This window comes from Yersinia hibernica (assembly GCF_004124235.1).
Lineage (GTDB): Bacteria > Pseudomonadota > Gammaproteobacteria > Enterobacterales > Enterobacteriaceae > Yersinia > Yersinia hibernica.
Genome location: NZ_CP032487.1, coordinates 2,056,224 through 2,073,742, shown reverse-complemented (window position 1 = coordinate 2,073,742; position 17,519 = coordinate 2,056,224). Strand labels below are relative to the sequence as shown.

Here is a 17,519-nt window from a genome sequence, read left to right as displayed (position 1 = left end):
TTTAAAAAATGTATAAGAAACAGGATGATGTAAATGAACGATTTTTCCCTGATGTGCCGTATCCTTGGATCACTCTTTTATCGCCAGCCACAAGATCCGCTGTTAGAACCTCTTTTTACACTGATAAGTCAGGGGAAATTGGAGCAGCATTGGCCGTTAGAGCAAAGTGAGTTACTGGCGCGCCTGCAACAAGAGTATCAGCCTGAAGTGTTGGCCGCGGACTATAATGCGCTGTTTGTCGGTGACGAGCGCAGTGTCTCACCATACGGTTCCGATTATGAAGATGCGCGCCCTGAAGCCGAAGTGAGAGCCTTTATGCAACAGCGCGGAATGCCGCTAGGTACGGGGCCTACAGACCATTTTGGCGGTTTATTATTGGCCGCATCCTGGCTTGAGGATAATGCTGAGCCAGATGAAGTGGCCGCACAATTTGCCCTATTCAATGACTATTTGCTGCCGTGGTGTGGCCGCTTTCTGGGCAAAGTCGAAGCGCATGCCACCAGTGGTTTTTATCGCACTTTGGCACAATTGAGCCGCGAAGCGCTGCAAGCCATGTGGGATGAGCTGTCTGAGGCGGATAACCCGGAGGAGTGATGTCAGTCTCCTCCCGAGTTAACCCCGATAATTAGCCGGCCGCAGAATTAGTCAGTCAGTGGGATGACTAATTGGCCCGGTTTCACCTCTAAACCTTTTGCCAATTTTTTCGCCATCCCTTCGGCTTTACTCTTTTCGCCGTCCAGCACATAAGCGGGTTGCTGATCAAAATAAGATTTCAGCGACTGATTCAAATAAGGGGTCAGCGCTTTCATCACCGAGTCCATTTTTTCTGGTTTAACCGTATAGTCAGTTAATTCCATATCTTTTAGGAAGATAGCGCCTTTTTCGCGATCAAATGTCGGCTGCGCTTTTAAGGTTAATGTCATCTCCGCGGTTTGTGGCCCGAGGATCGAAGTGATATCCACTTTGGCATTACCTGTTAATGTCACTTTGCCCGGCTCAGCGCGACCAATCTGGCTCTGCAACTGAGTTAGCGTAATATGAGCATCAACCAATCCTGGAATACCTATCTGTTTTTCATAGTTATTGTGCTTTTGCAGATAGTCATTCACTTCTTGTTCACTCAGTGTGTACTGAGTCAGTTGGTTACAGCCGGCCAGTGTTGCCGTCATCACCAGCGCCGCTGCGCCCCACATTAATTTATTCATTAAAGCCTCGTCGCCATCAGATTAAACCGAAGAATTTACACAATTCTAACCGGTTAATCTGTTGTTTTGTATTATTTAGCGCAGGTGTTCAACTGCGGTTGGGAATGAGGAATAGTGCGCGCGTGCGGGCTGATTGCCCATCAGATAACCCTGAATCCGAGCGCAGGGTGGCACAATGAAAGCCCGCCGCAGTTAGGCCGCTCCGGCGGGTGATAGTTAGCTGCCGCTTAACATTGCTGATTCAATACGGCGTTGGTTAAATTGCCAGTACAGCCCCATAAGTGTGATTAACCCAATGATACCTAATAAGAACCACGGTAACTCCGGCATTGCCAAAGTTCGGCCGGTATCATACATCCAGCCACCGCCGGTATAGCCCAATGCCCCACCCAGCGCCAGCCCCAGGCGGCTAAAGCCCATGTAGCTGCCGCGCGCCCGTGAATCGGCCAGTGATGCACTCAGTGTTTCACGGGCGGGTTCGGCGATGATGGAGCCCATATAGAAGAAACAAATAAACATAAACAAGGTTTGCAGATGGGTAATCAAGCCGACAGGGAACAGGCTCAATGTCATTATCAGCAAGCCAAACATTAAGCGCTGTTCAAGACGAAAACGTTTTTCACTCCAACGGGCAATGGGGTACAGCAAAGTCAAAGAGAGTGCGGCTTCAATGGCATACATCCATTTAACCGCGGCGGGAGAGCCGGCAATCTCATTGACCACGATCGGCAGCATTAGCATGACCTGCACCGACAACATGTAGTAGCCGGTTAGCGTCAGTACATAGGTGACAAAACGGCGGTCACGTAGCACCCGCATCAGCCCCTCTTTCATGGGGGCGCGCACAGTCGAGATTCGATAAGCGGGCAGTAGCCAAATATTCCAGCCCGCCGCCAATATAAAGATAACCGCGCCGGTCCAGCAGACGAAATGGAAGTCATATTGCAGTAACCAACTGCCGATTAATGCACCAATCACCGCCCCGGCACTGTCTTGCATCATCAATAGAGAATAGAACCGGCCGCGCTCATGAGGGCGGGTTAATTTGATAACCAAGGCGGTTCGTGGCGGGTCGAATAGGGTGCCCCCCAGCCCAGACAGTGCGCAGGCTAACCAAAGTATCCAGGGTTCGTCAGCCATTGCCATGAGGGCAAAGCCCGCAGCCCGCATCAACATGCCGGTCACTATCATGGGTTTGGCACCAAAGCGGTCGGCAATCGCGCCGCCGAAGATACCAAGCCCTTGCTGCACTAATTGTCTAAGCCCTAAGGCAAGGCCGACCAGCACTGCAGCCCAACCCAATTGATCGACAAACCGGATAGAAATGAGTGGGAATACGACGAAAAAACCCAACACAACTAATAAGTTATCAAGCAATAAGAAATACTTACCCAAGCTGCGAGCTTGTGATACCAAAGCCATGCTTCACCGTCAGAAATTTAACAAGGAGGGAATAAATAACTCCCTTATAGTTTGTACCTAAATTATCAGAAACGATAGAGGATAGATTGATAATATTTTTATCGTCAATACGTTACCTCGCCGACAATTTCATAATAAAATAGTTTTTTAGCTCTTTAGTGGCGTAACTTTGCGGTATTGATGTGTGCACAGAGCACCACTTGCGGTTTTACCTGGCCGCCAGACAACAGGTATATTGAACACAGAGATTGGCGCTAAGTTATGTGCAGCGCATAGCCCAAGGGGAACAGATGTTCGGCTATCATTCAGCAACACCTAAAGTACGCCTAACAACAGACCGTATGTCACTGCGGCTGGTTAATGAGCGCGATGCTTACCGTATGGCGGAGTATTACGCTGAAAATCAAGCATTTCTTAAACCATGGGAGCCGGTGCGAGATCAAAGTCATTGCATGCCCTCCGGGTGGCAGGCTAGGCTCGGAATGATTATGGAGCTGCAAAAACAGGGCAGCGCCTATTATTTTATTTTGTTAGATCCCGAAGAAAAAGAAGTGCGCGGTGTGGCGAATTTTAGCAATGTGCTGCGAGGATCATTTCATGCCTGTTTTCTGGGCTATTCATTAGGTGAGCGCTGGCAGGGGCAGGGCCTGATGTTTGAAGCGCTACAATCACTGAATCGCTACATGCAGCGCCAAGAGCGGATGCACCGTATTATGGCTAACTATATGCCGCATAATCATCGCAGTGGCAATTTGCTTGAGCGCCTTGGGTTTGAGCGCGAGGGCTACGCGAAAGATTATTTACTGATTGATGGTCAATGGCGCGATCACGTGCTGACGGCTTTGACTAACAAAGAATGGACACCAACGCGCTGAGGTCAGGATGAAACACAGTTTAAATGCTCAAGAAGCCCGAGTTATTGGCTGTTTACTGGAAAAACAAGTGACGACGCCGGAGCAATATCCGATGTCACTCAATGGTGTCACAATCGCCTGCAATCAGAAAACCAACCGCGAACCGGTGATGGAGTTGGCTGAATCAGAAGTGCAACAGACACTGGATTTCCTACTGAAAAAGCACCTTATCCGAACTCAAAGTGGTAACCGGGTAATGAAGTACGAACATCGTTTTTGTAATTCTGAGTTTGGTAATCTTAAGTTTTCCCCGGCTGAACTGGCGGTGATCACCACTTTATTGCTGCGCGGTGCGCAGACGCCCGGCGAGTTGCGCACCCGCACCAATCGCCTGTATGAATTTGCTGATGTAGCTGAAACTGAAGAGGTTCTGACGCAGTTATCCTTACGCGAGGATGGGCCATTTGTGGTGCGCTTAGCTCGCGAACCGGGGAAACGTGAAAGCCGCTTTATGCATCTATTCAGTGGCGAGATTGCGCCCACGTTGTCAGTTGAAGACAGTGCCGACGGCGGCACCAGTGCTCTTGAGGCTCGCGTGGCTCAGCTTGAACAGCAAGTCATTACCCTGACTCGCCGCCTGGATGAAGTGATGCTACAGCTGGATGACTAATTAAGGACATTATGAAAAAGCTCGGGGGTGATAAAAAACTGCGCGTCGGCATTGTGGGTCTGGGCGGCATTGCGCAAAAGGCTTATTTACCCATCTTGACTCAAGAGATGGACTGGCAGCTGGTGGGGGCGTTTTCCCCTAATCAGCTAAAAGCACAACCGGTGTGCGACAGCTACCGCATGCGTTATTTCTCACGGCTGGATAGCTTAGCTGCGCAATGTGACGCCATTTTTGTTCACAGCAGCACTGCCAGCCATTTTCAGGTGGTCAGTGAGTTACTGCAAGCCGGTGTCCATGTTTATGTGGATAAACCGCTCGCTGAGACCATCGCGCAATCTGAGCAATTAATCGCCTTGGCTGCGAAACAGCGCTTGGCTCTTATGGTGGGTTTTAATCGCCGTTTTGCGCCTTTGTATCAGCAGCTTAAGCAAAAAATGATTCAACCGGCTTCCCTGCGTATGGAAAAACATCGCCAGAATGGGGTTGGGCCATATGATGTTCGTTTTACGCTGCTTGATGATTATCTGCATGTGGTGGACACCGCACTGTGGCTCGGAGGGGATGCAGCACAGCTGATGAGCGGTGCGATACAAGCCAATGCGCAGGGGCAAATGCTCTATGCTGAACACCATTTCCAGGCGGGTGATTGCCAGATAACCACCAGTATGCACCGCGACGCCGGCACTCAGCGCGAAAGTATACAAGCCGTTAGCCCCGGAGCTTGCTACCAGATTACCGATATGCGCCAGTGGCAGCAGGAGTCAGAGGGGCAGGTGATAAGTCTCCCCGCACCGGGTTGGCAAACCACATTGGAACAGCGGGGATTTAGTGGCGCAGTTCATCACTTTATTACCGCAATCAGTAATCAAACCGCGCCGCAAATCTCTGGTGAGCATGCTATTTATGCCCAACGGATGATTGAGCGCATTTTGCAACCATAGCAATATAAGCGTAAATAATAACTGGCCATTAATTTGTTACATCTATCAGTGGCTATTCGGCATTGATTACGTAGACTAGCGCCAGTTTTGTCATCCAAGTCCATTAGAAAAACCTATGAATTTACTGAAATCACTGGCTGCTGTCAGTTCTATGACGATGTTTTCCCGCGTGTTGGGTTTTGCGCGTGATGCGATTGTGGCGCGGGTTTTTGGCGCAGGTATGGCAACGGATGCCTTTTTTGTGGCATTCAAATTACCAAATTTATTGCGGCGTATCTTTGCTGAAGGGGCATTTTCACAGGCTTTTGTGCCGATTCTGGCCGAATATAAAAGCCAGCAAGGTGAGGAAGCAACCCGAACATTTGTGGCGTATGTTTCCGGCTTATTAACTCTGATTCTGGCGGTGGTCACGCTATTGGGGATGTTGGCTGCCCCTTGGGTGATTTTTATTACTGCGCCCGGCTTCACTGACACACCCGACAAGTTTGCACTCACTTCCGCATTACTGCGGGTAACTTTCCCTTATATCTTGCTGATTTCGTTGGCATCGATGGTGGGTGCGGTTCTTAATACTTGGAACCGTTTCTCTATTCCGGCCTTTGCTCCGACTTTTTTGAACATCAGCATGATAGGTTTTGCGCTATTCGCCGCCCCTTATTTTAACCCCCCGGTGATGGCGCTGGCTTGGGCTGTCGTCGTCGGCGGTGTGCTGCAATTGGGCTATCAGCTTCCGCATCTGAAAAAGATAGGCATGTTGGTGTTACCGCGCTTATCCCTGCATGATGCTGGGGTCTGGCGGGTTATGCGCCAAATGGGGCCGGCGATCCTCGGGGTATCCGTTAGCCAAATATCGCTGATTATCAATACTATTTTTGCATCATTCCTAGTCTCCGGTTCCGTGTCGTGGATGTATTATGCTGACCGCTTGATGGAGTTTCCATCCGGTGTTCTCGGGGTGGCCTTAGGCACTATCTTGTTACCGTCATTGGCAAAGAGTTTCTCCAGCGGTAACCATGATGAATACTCGAAATTGATGGATTGGGGGCTGCGGCTCTGTTTCTTACTGGCGTTGCCAAGTGCTGTGGCCTTGGGCATTTTAGCCAAACCTTTGGTGGTTTCGTTATTCCAATACGGCAAATTTAGCGCCTTTGATGCCATGATGACGCAACGGGCGCTGGTGGCCTATTCCGTCGGTTTAATGGGGCTCATCGTGGTGAAAGTGCTGGCCCCTGGGTTTTACTCACGTCAAAACATTAAAACCCCGGTTAAAATCGCCATTATTACGCTGATAATCACCCAGATAATGAACTTGATCTTCATTGGGCCACTTAAACATGCCGGTTTATCACTGTCGATTGGTTTAGGGGCTTGCCTGAATGCTAGCTTGTTATATTGGCAATTACGTAAGCAAGACATTTTCCAACCACAGCCGGGGTGGGCGATATTTCTCACTAAATTAGTCATTGGGGTGGTGGTGATGTCCGTGGTGTTGCTGGGGATGTTGTGGGTGATGCCCGCTTGGGATGTTGGCGGTATGGCTTATCGCCTGCTACGGCTTGCTGGCGTGGTAGTTGCTGGAGTGATTGCCTATTTTGCGGCACTCAGCTTACTTGGCTTTAAATTACGTGATTTTGCCCGCCGCACGAACTGATTTTCAGCAATAAAAAAGGCCCCGCGGGGCCTTTTTGCTGCCAATAAAAACTACATGCGCTCAACCGTTTGAATACCTAAGGTATCCAGCCCTTGTTTCAGGGTTTTAGCAGTCAGCATGGCCAATTTCAGGCGGCTCTGGCGGCTCTGCTCACTCTCAGCATTGAGAATAGGGCAATGCTCATAGAAGCTGGAGAACAGGCCGGCCAAGTCATACAGATACGAGCACATCACGTGCGGTGTCCCCTCGCGGGCCACGCTGGTGATGACTTCTTCGAACTGCAACAGGCGGGTTGCAAGTGCCGCTTCGCGCTCTTGCGTCAAGACCAGTGGCAGTGTCAGACTATTTTCATCGATTCCTGCGCGCTTAAATACGGAAACCACCCGGGTATAAGCATATTGCATATACGGTGCCGTATTGCCATCCAGTGCCAGCATATTGTCCCAGTCGAAGATATAGTCGGTGGTGCGGCTTTTCGACAAATCTGCATATTTCACCGCACCAATACCCACGGCTTCAACCACTTGTTTAAGCTCATCCGCGGGCATGTCGGGGTTCTTCTCGGCAATCAATTTACCGGCGCGTTCAATTGCTTCATCCAGCAAATCAGACAGTTTTACCGTGCCGCCCGAGCGGGTCTTAAAGGGCTTGCCATCTTTGCCCAGCATCATGCCGAACATATGGTGCTCTAGTGGTACCGATTCAGGGACATAGCCAGCTTTGCGCACGATAGTCCAAGCCTGCATCAGATGCTGGTGTTGACGGCTATCGATGTAATACAGCACGCGGTCTGCGCCCAAGGTTTCATAGCGGTATTTGGCACAGGCGATGTCAGTGGTGGTGTAGAGATAGCCGCCATCCTTTTTCTGGATGATGACGCCCATGGGTTCACCATCTTTATTTTTGTATTCGTCGAGATAGACCACCGTCGCGCCATCACTTTCAACGGCCAGCCCTTTGGCTTTCAGGTCAGCCACAATCCCTGGCAACATGGCGTTATACAGGCTTTCACCCATCACGTCGTCTTTGGTCAGTGTCACATTCAGGCGGTCGTATGCAATCTGGTTTTGCGCCATGGTGATATCCACCAATTTGCGCCACATCTGACGGCAATATTCATCACCGCTTTGTAATTTCACGACATAAGCGCGGGCGCGTTGGGCAAATTCTTCATCTTCATCATAGGTTTTCTTGGCTTGCTGATAGAAAAGCTCCAAATCCGATAAGCCCATGTCGCTGGCATTTTCGTTTTGCATTTTTTCCAGGTAGGCGATCAGCATACCAAACTGGGTGCCCCAGTCGCCGACGTGGTTGGCGCGAATAACATGGTGGCCTAAGAATTCTAAGGTCCGTGCCGCGGCATCACCGATGATGGTCGAACGCAAGTGGCCGACGTGCATTTGCTTTGCGACGTTAGGTGCGGAGTAGTCAATGACGATGGTTTGTGGCTCAACCGGCTGCACGCCCAATTTAGGGGCTTTCAGCGCTTCTTCAACTTTACTGGCAACCCATTGGCTATCAAGGAAAATATTAATAAAACCGGGGCCGGCAATTTCTACTTTGCTAGCAATACCGTCAAGCTCAAGCTGTTCAATGACTTTTTCTGCCAGTTGCCTGGGTTGCATGCCAAGTTTTTTGGCTATGGCCATGACGCCGTTAGCTTGATAATCGCCAAATTGAGCTTTGGCAGATTGGCGAACCTGAGGTTCGCTTCCTGCTGGAGCACCTGCTGCAATCAGCGCCTGGCTGACTTTATCTGAGAGAAGAGCCTGAATATTCACCGGGTTACCTTAATTACGCACGAAAAACACATGAGTGACGCACACGAGCATCTCTGTGCCAGTTAATTCAAACAGGGCCAAAAAACTACCGCGCATAAGCACCAGGCTGTTTTGGCTGAGCATGAGTCACAAGATGGCAGGATTTATATCATATTTGCCCCGCGCCGTCAGCATTCGGCCCGTGGTTACTGTTGCAAATGAATCAACGGATTATTTTATTAGCAATGGTCGTGATGGCAACATAAAACAGTTAGATTAATTATGGCCGATTGACACTAATAACTGTAGATTATGGTCGCTTTAATGCCCGAAATAACCGTTTGCTCGGAGGATAAATGTGCCGCCTGAAAAATATCACCGAATTACTGGACTTATTAACAGACTTGCCGCGCTTTGAACAAAAGCTGGTTATTTTCGCGGCTAAATTAAATTTGGATTTAACCCAATTCAGTGCCGATCATATTTCATTGCGTTGTCATCAAACTGAAACTGCGCAACGTTGGCGTCGTGGGCTACAACAATGTGGTCATTTGCTGTCCGAAACATTTATTAATGGCCGGCCAATTTGCCTGTTCGATTTAACACCTGCACTGGTGGTGGGGCCATGGGAGATAGACTGCATCGAATTACCTTATCCCGGAAAAACACATTATCCACATGAAGGATGGGAGCACATTGAACTGGTTCTGCCCGGAGACCCGCAAACCCTGATGCAGCGCGCCCGTGCCTTATTGCCTGCAACATTGCCAGCTGGGGTGACCACTAAGTTCAGCTCTCCACATGGGCAACATGAGCGCTTGGCTAATCCGACCTTGGCGGTCAGTGATGGCGAAATAACCCTTAAATTTCACCCTTACACTTTGCGACAAATTGTGGCCAGCGAGCGTGATGACTAACGTATTTGGGTTATTTATTTCAATACCGACTATCACTTATCGTTATCACTGTGACTGACATCTACTCATAGATTCAAAATGAGTGCCATAGTGAATGCTTTGGTGCGTTCGATTCAATTTTTTTTAGCTCGAGAACGTTATTCGGCATTTTATTTATTAACAGCAGAATTATTTAATTTTCACTTATATGCTCAAAAATAATTTGGGTCTATATATTCAACGCTATTGATGTGGTCGCGCGTTGGCCAGTCCACCCGTCCTAGAGAACTGAATTAGGTCAGTGGTTTGGATAAGTGCGTGCTGTTAACGTCGCTGCAACATCAAGAGCCAAGGGTATAACTGCCGCAGTGGCATCCGTCAAACGGGGGGAGAGAATGACTAAATTGGAAATTTGTTGCTATAGCGTCGATTGTGCGCAGATAGCAGAAAAGGCAGGAGCCGACCGGATTGAATTATGCTGCGGTCAGTCCGAGGGCGGGCTTACGCCGAGTATCGGTGCATTAATGCAAGCCAGAGAAACAGTGACCATTCCGGTTCACCCCATTGTCCGCCCACGCGGTGGCGATTTTTGTTACAGCCATAATGATTTCGCGATCATTAAAAATGATATTGCCCGCATCCGTGATATGGGTTTTGCGGGAGTGGTGGTGGGGGTGTTGGATATCGATGGTCACATTGATATGCCGCGGATGCGCGAAATCATGGCTATCAGCGGCCCATTGGCTGTCACTTTCCATCGCGCATTTGATATGTGTCAGAACCCGATGGTTGCCTTACAGCAATTGGCTGACCTGAATGTGGCGCGGATTTTAACCTCGGGTCAGCAGCAGAATGCTGAGCTGGGATTGGCATTATTGAAAGATTTAGTGGCGGCAACTCAGGGGCAAGGGCCGATTATTATGGCCGGGGCTGGGGTGCGTTTGACCAATATGCAGAAATTTATTGATGCCGGGATCCGTGAGCTTCATAGCTCTGCGGGCCGAACGGTGCTTTCAACCATGAAATACCGCAAAGCTGGCGTGACCATGTGTGCCGACAGTGATGTGGATGAATTTGCTCATTATTGTGTGGATGGTGAGGTGGTTGAAGCAATGAAAAGTTTGTTGGTAATGGGCGCGCCGCTCTCTCAATCCGCGTAGCCTATATATTGTTAACATAATGATATTATTAAAATCCCAGCCATTCAGACCGGGATTTTTTTTATGGTTTACGGGCAATCAATACGGCTCTGAGGGGGGCCGGATAACCCTCAACCGTGCTACTGGGGTCATTGGGGTCGAGAAATTCAGCCAATGACTCGCTGGTCATCCAGTCGGTACGGCGCTGTTCATCCGTGGTGGTCACGGCCATATCGGCAATGCTGACATCAACAAAACCGCATTTTTCTAACCAGGCTTTTAGCGCCGGGGCTGACGGAATAAAATAGACATTCCGCATCTGGGCATAACGATCGCCGGGCACCAATACTTGCTGGCTATCACCCTCGACCACTAAAGTTTCAAGTACCAGTTCCCCCTCATTGACCAGCTGATTTTTGAGCTGATAGAGGTGGTCCAATGGTGAGCGCCGGTGATACAGCACGCCCATCGAAAATACAGTATCAAAGGCGGCCAGTTCTGGCAGTTGCTCGATACCCAGCGGCAGTACATGGGCGCGTTGGTCACCCCCTAGCAACTTGCGAATAGCTTCAAACTGGCATAAAAATAGCTGCATCGGGTCGATGCCCACTGCCAGATGAGCGCCCTCGCCAATCATGCGCCATAGGTGATATCCGCTGCCGCAGCCGACATCAAGAATCGTGCGGCCCGCAAGTGGGCTAATATGCGGCAATACCCGCTGCCATTTCCAGTCGGAGCGCCACTCGGTATCAATATCTAAGCCATATAACGAAAAAGGGCCTTTGCGCCATGGCATTAGGGCGCGCAACATATTTTCCATGCCCTCACGCTGACCGGCACTGATCGGTGGGGACATTTCTGCCCGTACGCCATCGCGTAACTCTAGTGATGTTGGCGTGAGTTGCGGCAAATGTTCAACGGCATTGAACCAGGTTTTAAACTTACCGTGTAAGGATTCGCGCTGCCAGGCACTGAGTTGCGCGGGCAGGGTATCTAACCATGGGCTTAACGGGCCTTTGGCAATGAGCCGGTAAAAATCGCCAAATTCAATCATTGAGCCTCTCCCGCTTTCAGGGCAATTAGCGAACCAAAATTAAAACATTGAAACCAGACTTCGGCATGCTCAAAACCGGCCTGACGCAGGCGGTTTTTATGCGTTTCAACCGAATCAGTCAACATGACATTCTCCAGCATGCTGCGCTTCTGGCTAATTTCTAGCTCGCTGTATCCATTTGCGCGCTTAAAATCGTGGTGCATATTGAAGAGTAATTCGCCAACGTTATTATCTTCAAAGTTGAATTTCTCCGATAACACTAAGGCCCCCCCCGGACGCAACCCCTGATATACCTGATTAAGCAGGCGCTGGCGGTCGGCGGGTTCAAGAAATTGCAAGGTGAAATTGAGCACCACCATGGAGGCATTTTCGAGTTGGATATCTAAAATATCAGATTCCACCACCTCCACCGGCGTGTCGGCACGGAAAGCATCGATATGACGGCGGCAGCGTTCAACCATGGCCGGCGAGTTATCCACGGCAATGATTTTGCAGCCTTCAGCTTTAATATTACGGCGCATTGACAGTGTTGCGGCACCGAGCGAGCAGCCCAGATCGTAAATCTGGCTATTGGGTTGCACAAAACGTTCCGCCAACATTCCTATCATTGAGATGATGTTGGAATAACCGGGCACCGAACGCTGGATCATATCAGGAAAAACTTCAGCGACTTTTTCGTCAAAAGTCCAGTCCCCTAATTGGGCAATAGGGGCAGCAAACAGGCTATCACGCTGTGGTGCTACCGCCTTTGATTGGGCGGGCTGCGCATTATTTAGAGATTGAGAGTCGCGATTTGGCATGACGGTCATTGGCATTCAGTCAGAAATGAAAGGAACAAGAAATTTAAGCTGCGTATTATAACAGAAAACAGAATAGATAAGCGCGATAAAGCGCGTGCGAACGGCAGATAGCGAAGCATGAAGGCGGTGGTTAACCGCCCGGACAAACAGTGTTCCGGCCGTTTGGCTGACAGAAATCGTCAAACAACACAAACTGGCCTATCAGGTCAGACTGAAAATCTGATCCCAAGGCAAATAGTAAATATTAGCAATAATCATCAAAACCAAAGAAACATAGGTGGCGCTCATTCCCGAGCGGCGCCAGCGAATTTCGCGATGGCGAAGACCATAGTAATGCAGTAGGCGGCCAACTATCAGCATCAAGCCACAAATGTGGATCATCCACGTCTCAGCACCGTTCATTTCCATCATAATGAGTAAAATGACAGCAATAGGAATGTATTCTACGGCGTTACCATGTACGCGGATGGCGGTTTGTAATTCATAAAAACCCCCGTCGCCGTAAGCGACTCGGTACTGATTTCTCAATTTAACCACATCAAATGAAAGCTTGATCAATAACAGTGCGCCCAACACGACATAAAGCGAGCTAACCATTTTCAACTCCATTGCCCAACCATAGACTGGCTCAATAATGATAACCGCCGGATCGGTTACTGTCGCTAGAAAAATGGTGGGAATCACATTTCTTCGCACTCAGTTTAGTGTTTGGAAAGATGAGCTTGCGAAAAGTCGGAACTCTTGCTGACGGGCAACAATGTATTCGAGTGAAAAATGCCCAAATAAGATTAAAACAGCGCGTCTTGCTCCGGCCAATCAGGCGGCGGGGGTAAGGCAGGAATAACGGCGGCTAATTGTTGCCAAATTTTTTGTGCCTGCTGTGGTGAGTCACTGTTATCTGGTGTGTGAATGAAAACATAGGGTTGATATTGTTGCTCCCACAGCGGTAGCTTGTGTAACCAGGGCGAAAACAGCGCTAAATTATCCGCTAATTGGTCGCCGCCGATAAAGCGCACAAATGGCTGACTGCCGGTGACGATGGCATGGACTGGCAGGCGCGGTTTCTTACTTTGCGCATCACGAACCGCGGCGGTGAGAGGCTTGGCTGCATGAATCGGGCGGCTATCGAGCATCACACGATTGACGGCGCGCCGGTGTAAGCCCTGATTGAGTGCGCGCTCAGCCTCACCTTTGGCAAAAAACGCCGGGTGGCGGACTTCCACGCCATAATGAAAACCTGCCGGTAATTTATCAATAAATTGCCATAAGTGGTTCAGCTCATTTGGCCCAAAGGCGGCTGGTAACTGTAGCCATAATTGGCCAATACGGTCATGCAGAGGGGCGAGGCATTGATAAAAAGCCTGTAGGTCTTTATCACAGTCGCGCAGGGCGGCTTGATGACTGATAGTGGCCGGGAATTTAAAACAGAAGCGAAATGTTTCGGGGGTCATATCGCGCCAGCGCTGTACTATTTCTAGCCGGGGTAGGGCATAGAAAGTGGTATTCCCTTCAACACAGTTAAAGTGGCGACTGTAATCAGCCAAGTCCTTGATACCCAACTTGTTCCAGGTTGGGTGTTGCCATTGCGGCAGTCCAATATACATTTTTTACCCTGCTTATTTGATGCGATAGCGCTATTGGCCGCATTCACGCCCCGAATCACTGACTGAGATCAGCTCATCGGGATGCATTCATTTGCAGTCTGGCTGTGACCTCAATTCTCGCGGCAGAATTTATCGTGACTCGCTAAGGGCGGCAAGAATCTCTGCGCTACTGCGCACCCGAGATATCCGTGGGAAGATGTTTTTCATCGCGAATTGCTGCATTTCGGCACTTGCGGTGCTGCAACCATCTTCGGCAATCACTAGCTCATAGCCGTGTTCCCAGGCTGCGCGCGCCGTGGATTCGACACCAATATTGGTGGCAATCCCCGCCAACACGATGGTTTTGATCCCGCGCCGGCGTAGTTGTAAATCCAAATCGGTACCGTAAAACGCCCCCCACTGATGTTTTATCACTTTAATATCACTTTCCGCGACGGCAAGTTCGTCAGGAAATGTCCACCATGAGGCGGGTAAACCACCCGCCGGACTAGGGCTTGGCTGGTCAACCGGTTGTTTCAGCGCTTCAGCAAATGAATCTGACCAACCCACGCGGACGAAAACCACCGCAGCAGCGAGCTTGCGAAACTGCTGCGCTAGGTTGGCATTGGTCGCGATGACCTGCGCTGCACTGTATGGGCCTTTGGCAAAGGGCAAAATCCCCTGTTGCAAGTCAATCAGAACCAATGCGGTGGTTTTTGCATCAAGTTTCATGGCGTTATACCTCGAGAACGGTGGGGAAAGCCCAGATAACAGACTCAATATGCTGCCCAGTTTATGCCAAGATATGTTATCGGCCAGTCCCTGTGAGGGGATAATTTTGTTAAATGATGTGTTAAAACATCACTGAAAGGGATTTTGTCGTGCCTGAGCTGTGCGTTCGCTCTTATCTACGCCACGAATTTCCTTTATAATGGCTCCCTTTTTTCAACACCCTTTAATCCAAAATACCTTTGCCGTTATATGATTTTTTTGGATGAAATGGGCGTGTAGCGCTTGTAATTCTCAATGAGAGCGAGTGCAGAAATTTTCCGATGCGCCAAGGGTTCAGTGTCCTGCGTATCATCAGCCCGCGTTAGCGAAACTGAACTCTGCGGCCGGCTTTTAATTGAAAGGCACCGGTTGGCCCGCAGCAGACTTCAAGTCGGGCAGTAAGACCACACCAGATAATAAGAGTAAACCAGACAGTAGTAGCTGAGGCTCAAAACAGGGCTCATCAGAAAACAGCCGCACGGGCAGTGCATAACGCGTGCGGCATCGGCTGAGTAAAAGGATATTGTATGCGTACTGAGTATTGCGGGCAGTTGAATCTGTCCCATGTAGGCCAAGAAGTGACACTTTGTGGTTGGGTTAACCGTCGTCGTGACCTCGGTGGCCTGATTTTTATTGATATGCGCGACCGCGCAGGCATTGTTCAGGTATTCTTCGACCCCGACCATAAAGCCGCTTACGAACAAGCCTCTGAACTGCGTAACGAGTTCTGTATCCAGATTACCGGCACTGTGCGCGCGCGTCCTGACAGCCAAATCAATAAAGATATGTCTACCGGTGAAGTGGAAATCTTTGCCCATGCACTGAACATCATCAACCGCTCTGAACCGCTGCCGCTGGACTCTAATCAGACCAATAGCGAAGAGCAGCGTCTGAAATATCGTTATCTGGACCTGCGCCGCCCTGAAATGGCCGACCGCCTGAAAACCCGTGCGAAAATCACCAGTTTTGTCCGCCGCTTTATGGACAGCCATGGTTTCCTGGATATTGAAACCCCGATGCTGACCAAAGCGACCCCGGAAGGGGCGCGTGACTATCTGGTGCCAAGCCGGGTACATAAAGGCAAGTTTTATGCATTGCCGCAGTCACCGCAGTTATTTAAACAGCTGCTGATGATGTCCGGTTTTGACCGTTACTATCAGATTGTAAAATGCTTCCGTGATGAAGACTTGCGGGCTGACCGCCAGCCGGAATTCACCCAGATAGATGTTGAAACTTCTTTCATGACCGCCGACCAAGTGCGTGAAGTGATGGAGAAACTGGTGCGTGAGTTGTGGCAGGAAACCAAAGGCGTTTCACTGGGCGATTTCCCGGTGATGACCTTTGCTGAAGCCATGCGCCGTTACGGTTCCGATAAGCCAGACCTGCGTAACCCGCTGGAATTGGTGGATGTCGCGGATCTGGTTAAAACTGTTGAGTTTAAAGTGTTTTCTGGCCCGGCTAATGATGCTAAAGGCCGCGTTGCAGCACTGCGTGTTCCGGGTGGCGCGCAGGTAACTCGCAAACAAATTGATGAGTACGGCCAGTTTGTCAGCATCTATGGCGCGAAAGGCCTGGCATGGTTGAAAGTCAATGACCGCGCCGCCGGTATTGAGGGGGTGCAAAGCCCTATCGCGAAATTCCTCAGTGCAGAAGTGCTGGAAGCGATTCTGGTGCGCACTCAGGCTGAGAGCGGCGATATCCTGTTCTTTGGCGCAGATAGCGACAAAGTTGTCACTGACGCCATGGGCGCACTGCGCTTGAAAGTGGGCCGCGACCTGCAATTGACTCAATTGAACCGCTGGGCACCGCTATGGGTTGTTGACTTCCCGATGTTCGAAGATGACAGCGAGGGCGGCCTGACCGCCATGCATCATCCGTTTACCGCGCCGAAAGACATGAGCCCGGAGCAGCTAGCGGCGGCACCGGCCACGGCTATTGCCAATGCTTACGATATGGTCATCAACGGCTATGAAGTGGGGGGCGGTTCGGTACGTATTCACCGCACGGAAATGCAGCAGCAAGTGTTTGGGATTCTGGGCATTAATGAACACGAACAGCGCGAGAAATTTGGCTTCCTGCTCGACGCATTGAAATACGGCACCCCGCCACATGCTGGTTTGGCTTTTGGTCTGGACCGTCTGGTTATGTTGTTGACCGGTACAGATAACATCCGCGATGTTATTGCCTTCCCGAAAACCACTGCTGCGGCCTGTCTGATGACTGACGCGCCAAGTTTTGCTAATCCTGCTTCACTGCAAGAGCTGTCTATCAGCGTGGTGGCGAAAAAAGGGGCAACAGATAGCACGGAAGCCGAGAATCAGTAATGAATTATAAACGCCCCGAATCAATATTGGCGGTTATCTACGCCAGAAAAAGTGGTCGGGTGCTGATGTTGCAACGGCGTGATGATCCTGATTTTTGGCAGTCGGTCACCGGCAGTCTGGAAGAGGGTGAAACCCCGTTGCAAACTGCGCAGCGCGAAGTAAAGGAAGAGGTCGGCATAGATATACTGGGTGAAAACCTAGCGCTGTTCGACTGCCAGCGCTGTGTAGAATTTGAACTCTTTGTGCATTTGCGCCGTCGCTATGCGCCGGGTGTTACGCGCAATAAAGAACATTGGTTCTGTCTGGCGTTGCCTGAGGAGCGGGATGTGGTGATTACCGAGCATCTTGCTTACCAGTGGGTAGATGCAGTGGATGCCGCTGCATTGACCAAGTCCTGGAGTAATCAGCAAGCGATTGAAGAGTATGTTCTTTATTCAGTCTAGTTAGAC

At 50.0% G+C, this 17,519-nt stretch carries 17 protein-coding genes; 9 read left to right on the top strand and 8 right to left on the bottom strand.

Annotated elements, in window-relative coordinates:
- The first annotated feature begins 33 nt into the window (after positions 1 to 33).
- On the top strand, positions 34 to 594 hold the full coding sequence (locus D5F51_RS09735) for a TorD/DmsD family molecular chaperone (RefSeq protein ID WP_129196408.1): 561 nt from the start codon (positions 34 to 36) through the stop codon (positions 592 to 594).
- 47 nt (positions 595 to 641) lie between these two features.
- On the opposite strand, the gene D5F51_RS09730 is transcribed toward D5F51_RS09735, so the two are convergent.
- Together D5F51_RS09730 and mdtH are read right to left on the bottom strand one after the other, a co-directional pair.
- A complete protein-coding gene (locus D5F51_RS09730; protein ID WP_025378069.1) occupies positions 642 to 1,205 on the bottom strand; it encodes a lipoprotein in 564 nt (187 codons plus the stop codon).
- Positions 1,206 to 1,421: 216 nt separating this feature from the next.
- Positions 1,422 to 2,627 (bottom strand): multidrug efflux MFS transporter MdtH, encoded by a 1,206-nt coding sequence (mdtH, locus tag D5F51_RS09725; RefSeq protein WP_129196406.1) that lies wholly within the window; start codon positions 2,625 to 2,627, stop codon positions 1,422 to 1,424.
- 290 nt (positions 2,628 to 2,917) lie between these two features.
- Here mdtH and rimJ point away from each other — a divergent pair, with 290 nt between their 5' ends.
- The 4 genes from rimJ to murJ all read left to right on the top strand — a co-directional run bounded on the left by rimJ (position 2,918) and on the right by murJ (position 6,743).
- A complete protein-coding gene (gene rimJ, locus D5F51_RS09720; RefSeq protein WP_025378070.1) occupies positions 2,918 to 3,502 on the top strand; it encodes a ribosomal protein S5-alanine N-acetyltransferase in 585 nt (194 codons plus the stop codon).
- A gap of 7 nt (positions 3,503 to 3,509) precedes the next feature.
- Complete coding sequence (locus D5F51_RS09715) at positions 3,510 to 4,151, top strand: YceH family protein (protein ID WP_129196404.1); 642 nt, start codon at positions 3,510 to 3,512, stop codon at positions 4,149 to 4,151.
- Positions 4,152 to 4,162: 11 nt separating this feature from the next.
- Entirely contained in the window at positions 4,163 to 5,092 is a 930-nt protein-coding gene (locus D5F51_RS09710) for a Gfo/Idh/MocA family protein (RefSeq protein ID WP_129196402.1), read from the top strand.
- A gap of 115 nt (positions 5,093 to 5,207) precedes the next feature.
- A complete protein-coding gene (gene murJ, locus D5F51_RS09705) occupies positions 5,208 to 6,743 on the top strand; it encodes a murein biosynthesis integral membrane protein MurJ (RefSeq protein ID WP_129196400.1) in 1,536 nt (511 codons plus the stop codon).
- A gap of 50 nt (positions 6,744 to 6,793) precedes the next feature.
- On the opposite strand, the gene argS is transcribed toward murJ, so the two are convergent.
- Positions 6,794 to 8,524 (bottom strand): arginine--tRNA ligase, encoded by a 1,731-nt coding sequence (gene argS / locus D5F51_RS09700; RefSeq protein WP_129196398.1) that lies wholly within the window; start codon positions 8,522 to 8,524, stop codon positions 6,794 to 6,796.
- A 335-nt stretch (positions 8,525 to 8,859) separates the two neighbouring features.
- Here argS and D5F51_RS09695 point away from each other — a divergent pair, with 335 nt between their 5' ends.
- Positions 8,860 to 9,420: a VOC family protein gene (locus D5F51_RS09695; protein WP_025378075.1), complete on the top strand. Its 561-nt coding sequence runs from the start codon at positions 8,860 to 8,862 to the stop codon at positions 9,418 to 9,420.
- Between the two features lie 374 nt (positions 9,421 to 9,794).
- Positions 9,795 to 10,559, top strand: coding sequence for a copper homeostasis protein CutC (cutC, locus tag D5F51_RS09690; RefSeq protein WP_129196396.1), 765 nt, complete (start codon positions 9,795 to 9,797; stop codon positions 10,557 to 10,559).
- 61 nt (positions 10,560 to 10,620) lie between these two features.
- On the opposite strand, the gene cmoB is transcribed toward cutC, so the two are convergent.
- The 5 genes from cmoB to D5F51_RS09665 form a co-directional block, all read right to left on the bottom strand.
- Positions 10,621 to 11,592, bottom strand: a complete 972-nt coding sequence (cmoB, locus tag D5F51_RS09685; RefSeq protein ID WP_087768772.1) for a tRNA 5-methoxyuridine(34)/uridine 5-oxyacetic acid(34) synthase CmoB — start codon at positions 11,590 to 11,592, stop codon at positions 10,621 to 10,623.
- Positions 11,589 to 12,392 carry a carboxy-S-adenosyl-L-methionine synthase CmoA gene (cmoA, locus tag D5F51_RS09680; RefSeq protein WP_129196394.1) on the bottom strand — a complete coding sequence of 268 codons (804 nt, stop codon included), beginning with the start codon at positions 12,390 to 12,392 and terminating at the stop codon, positions 11,589 to 11,591. The genes cmoB and cmoA overlap by 4 nt, the downstream gene beginning before the upstream one ends.
- A gap of 201 nt (positions 12,393 to 12,593) precedes the next feature.
- Positions 12,594 to 12,989: an MAPEG family protein gene (locus D5F51_RS09675; RefSeq protein WP_025378080.1), complete on the bottom strand. Its 396-nt coding sequence runs from the start codon at positions 12,987 to 12,989 to the stop codon at positions 12,594 to 12,596.
- Between the two features lie 191 nt (positions 12,990 to 13,180).
- Complete coding sequence (locus D5F51_RS09670; RefSeq protein WP_129196392.1) at positions 13,181 to 13,996, bottom strand: DUF72 domain-containing protein; 816 nt, start codon at positions 13,994 to 13,996, stop codon at positions 13,181 to 13,183.
- 129 nt (positions 13,997 to 14,125) lie between these two features.
- Positions 14,126 to 14,707 (bottom strand): hydrolase, encoded by a 582-nt coding sequence (locus D5F51_RS09665; RefSeq protein WP_025378082.1) that lies wholly within the window; start codon positions 14,705 to 14,707, stop codon positions 14,126 to 14,128.
- 566 nt (positions 14,708 to 15,273) lie between these two features.
- Between D5F51_RS09665 and aspS the strand changes: the two genes are divergently transcribed.
- Positions 15,274 to 17,070: an aspartate--tRNA ligase gene (aspS, locus tag D5F51_RS09655; RefSeq protein ID WP_129196390.1), complete on the top strand. Its 1,797-nt coding sequence runs from the start codon at positions 15,274 to 15,276 to the stop codon at positions 17,068 to 17,070.
- Positions 17,070 to 17,513 carry a dihydroneopterin triphosphate diphosphatase gene (gene nudB / locus D5F51_RS09650; RefSeq protein WP_129196388.1) on the top strand — a complete coding sequence of 148 codons (444 nt, stop codon included), beginning with the start codon at positions 17,070 to 17,072 and terminating at the stop codon, positions 17,511 to 17,513. The genes aspS and nudB overlap by 1 nt, the downstream gene beginning before the upstream one ends.
- Positions 17,514 to 17,519: the final 6 nt, after the last annotated feature.

What these genes read in the sequence shown, in the direction of transcription:
- D5F51_RS09735 (WP_129196408.1), top strand. Translation starts at nt 34, where the DNA reads ATGAACGATTTTTCCCTGATGTGCCGTATCCTTGGATCACTCTTTTAT.
- D5F51_RS09730 (WP_025378069.1), bottom strand. Translation starts at nt 1,205, where the DNA reads ATGAATAAATTAATGTGGGGCGCAGCGGCGCTGGTGATGACGGCAACA.
- mdtH (WP_129196406.1), bottom strand. Translation starts at nt 2,627, where the DNA reads ATGGCTTTGGTATCACAAGCTCGCAGCTTGGGTAAGTATTTCTTATTG.
- rimJ (WP_025378070.1), top strand. Translation starts at nt 2,918, where the DNA reads ATGTTCGGCTATCATTCAGCAACACCTAAAGTACGCCTAACAACAGAC.
- D5F51_RS09715 (WP_129196404.1), top strand. Translation starts at nt 3,510, where the DNA reads ATGAAACACAGTTTAAATGCTCAAGAAGCCCGAGTTATTGGCTGTTTA.
- D5F51_RS09710 (WP_129196402.1), top strand. Translation starts at nt 4,163, where the DNA reads ATGAAAAAGCTCGGGGGTGATAAAAAACTGCGCGTCGGCATTGTGGGT.
- murJ (WP_129196400.1), top strand. Translation starts at nt 5,208, where the DNA reads ATGAATTTACTGAAATCACTGGCTGCTGTCAGTTCTATGACGATGTTT.
- D5F51_RS09695 (WP_025378075.1), top strand. Translation starts at nt 8,860, where the DNA reads ATGTGCCGCCTGAAAAATATCACCGAATTACTGGACTTATTAACAGAC.
- cutC (WP_129196396.1), top strand. Translation starts at nt 9,795, where the DNA reads ATGACTAAATTGGAAATTTGTTGCTATAGCGTCGATTGTGCGCAGATA.
- cmoB (WP_087768772.1), bottom strand. Translation starts at nt 11,592, where the DNA reads ATGATTGAATTTGGCGATTTTTACCGGCTCATTGCCAAAGGCCCGTTA.
- cmoA (WP_129196394.1), bottom strand. Translation starts at nt 12,392, where the DNA reads ATGCCAAATCGCGACTCTCAATCTCTAAATAATGCGCAGCCCGCCCAA.
- D5F51_RS09675 (WP_025378080.1), bottom strand. Translation starts at nt 12,989, where the DNA reads ATGGTTAGCTCGCTTTATGTCGTGTTGGGCGCACTGTTATTGATCAAG.
- D5F51_RS09670 (WP_129196392.1), bottom strand. Translation starts at nt 13,996, where the DNA reads ATGTATATTGGACTGCCGCAATGGCAACACCCAACCTGGAACAAGTTG.
- D5F51_RS09665 (WP_025378082.1), bottom strand. Translation starts at nt 14,707, where the DNA reads ATGAAACTTGATGCAAAAACCACCGCATTGGTTCTGATTGACTTGCAA.
- aspS (WP_129196390.1), top strand. Translation starts at nt 15,274, where the DNA reads ATGCGTACTGAGTATTGCGGGCAGTTGAATCTGTCCCATGTAGGCCAA.
- nudB (WP_129196388.1), top strand. Translation starts at nt 17,070, where the DNA reads ATGAATTATAAACGCCCCGAATCAATATTGGCGGTTATCTACGCCAGA.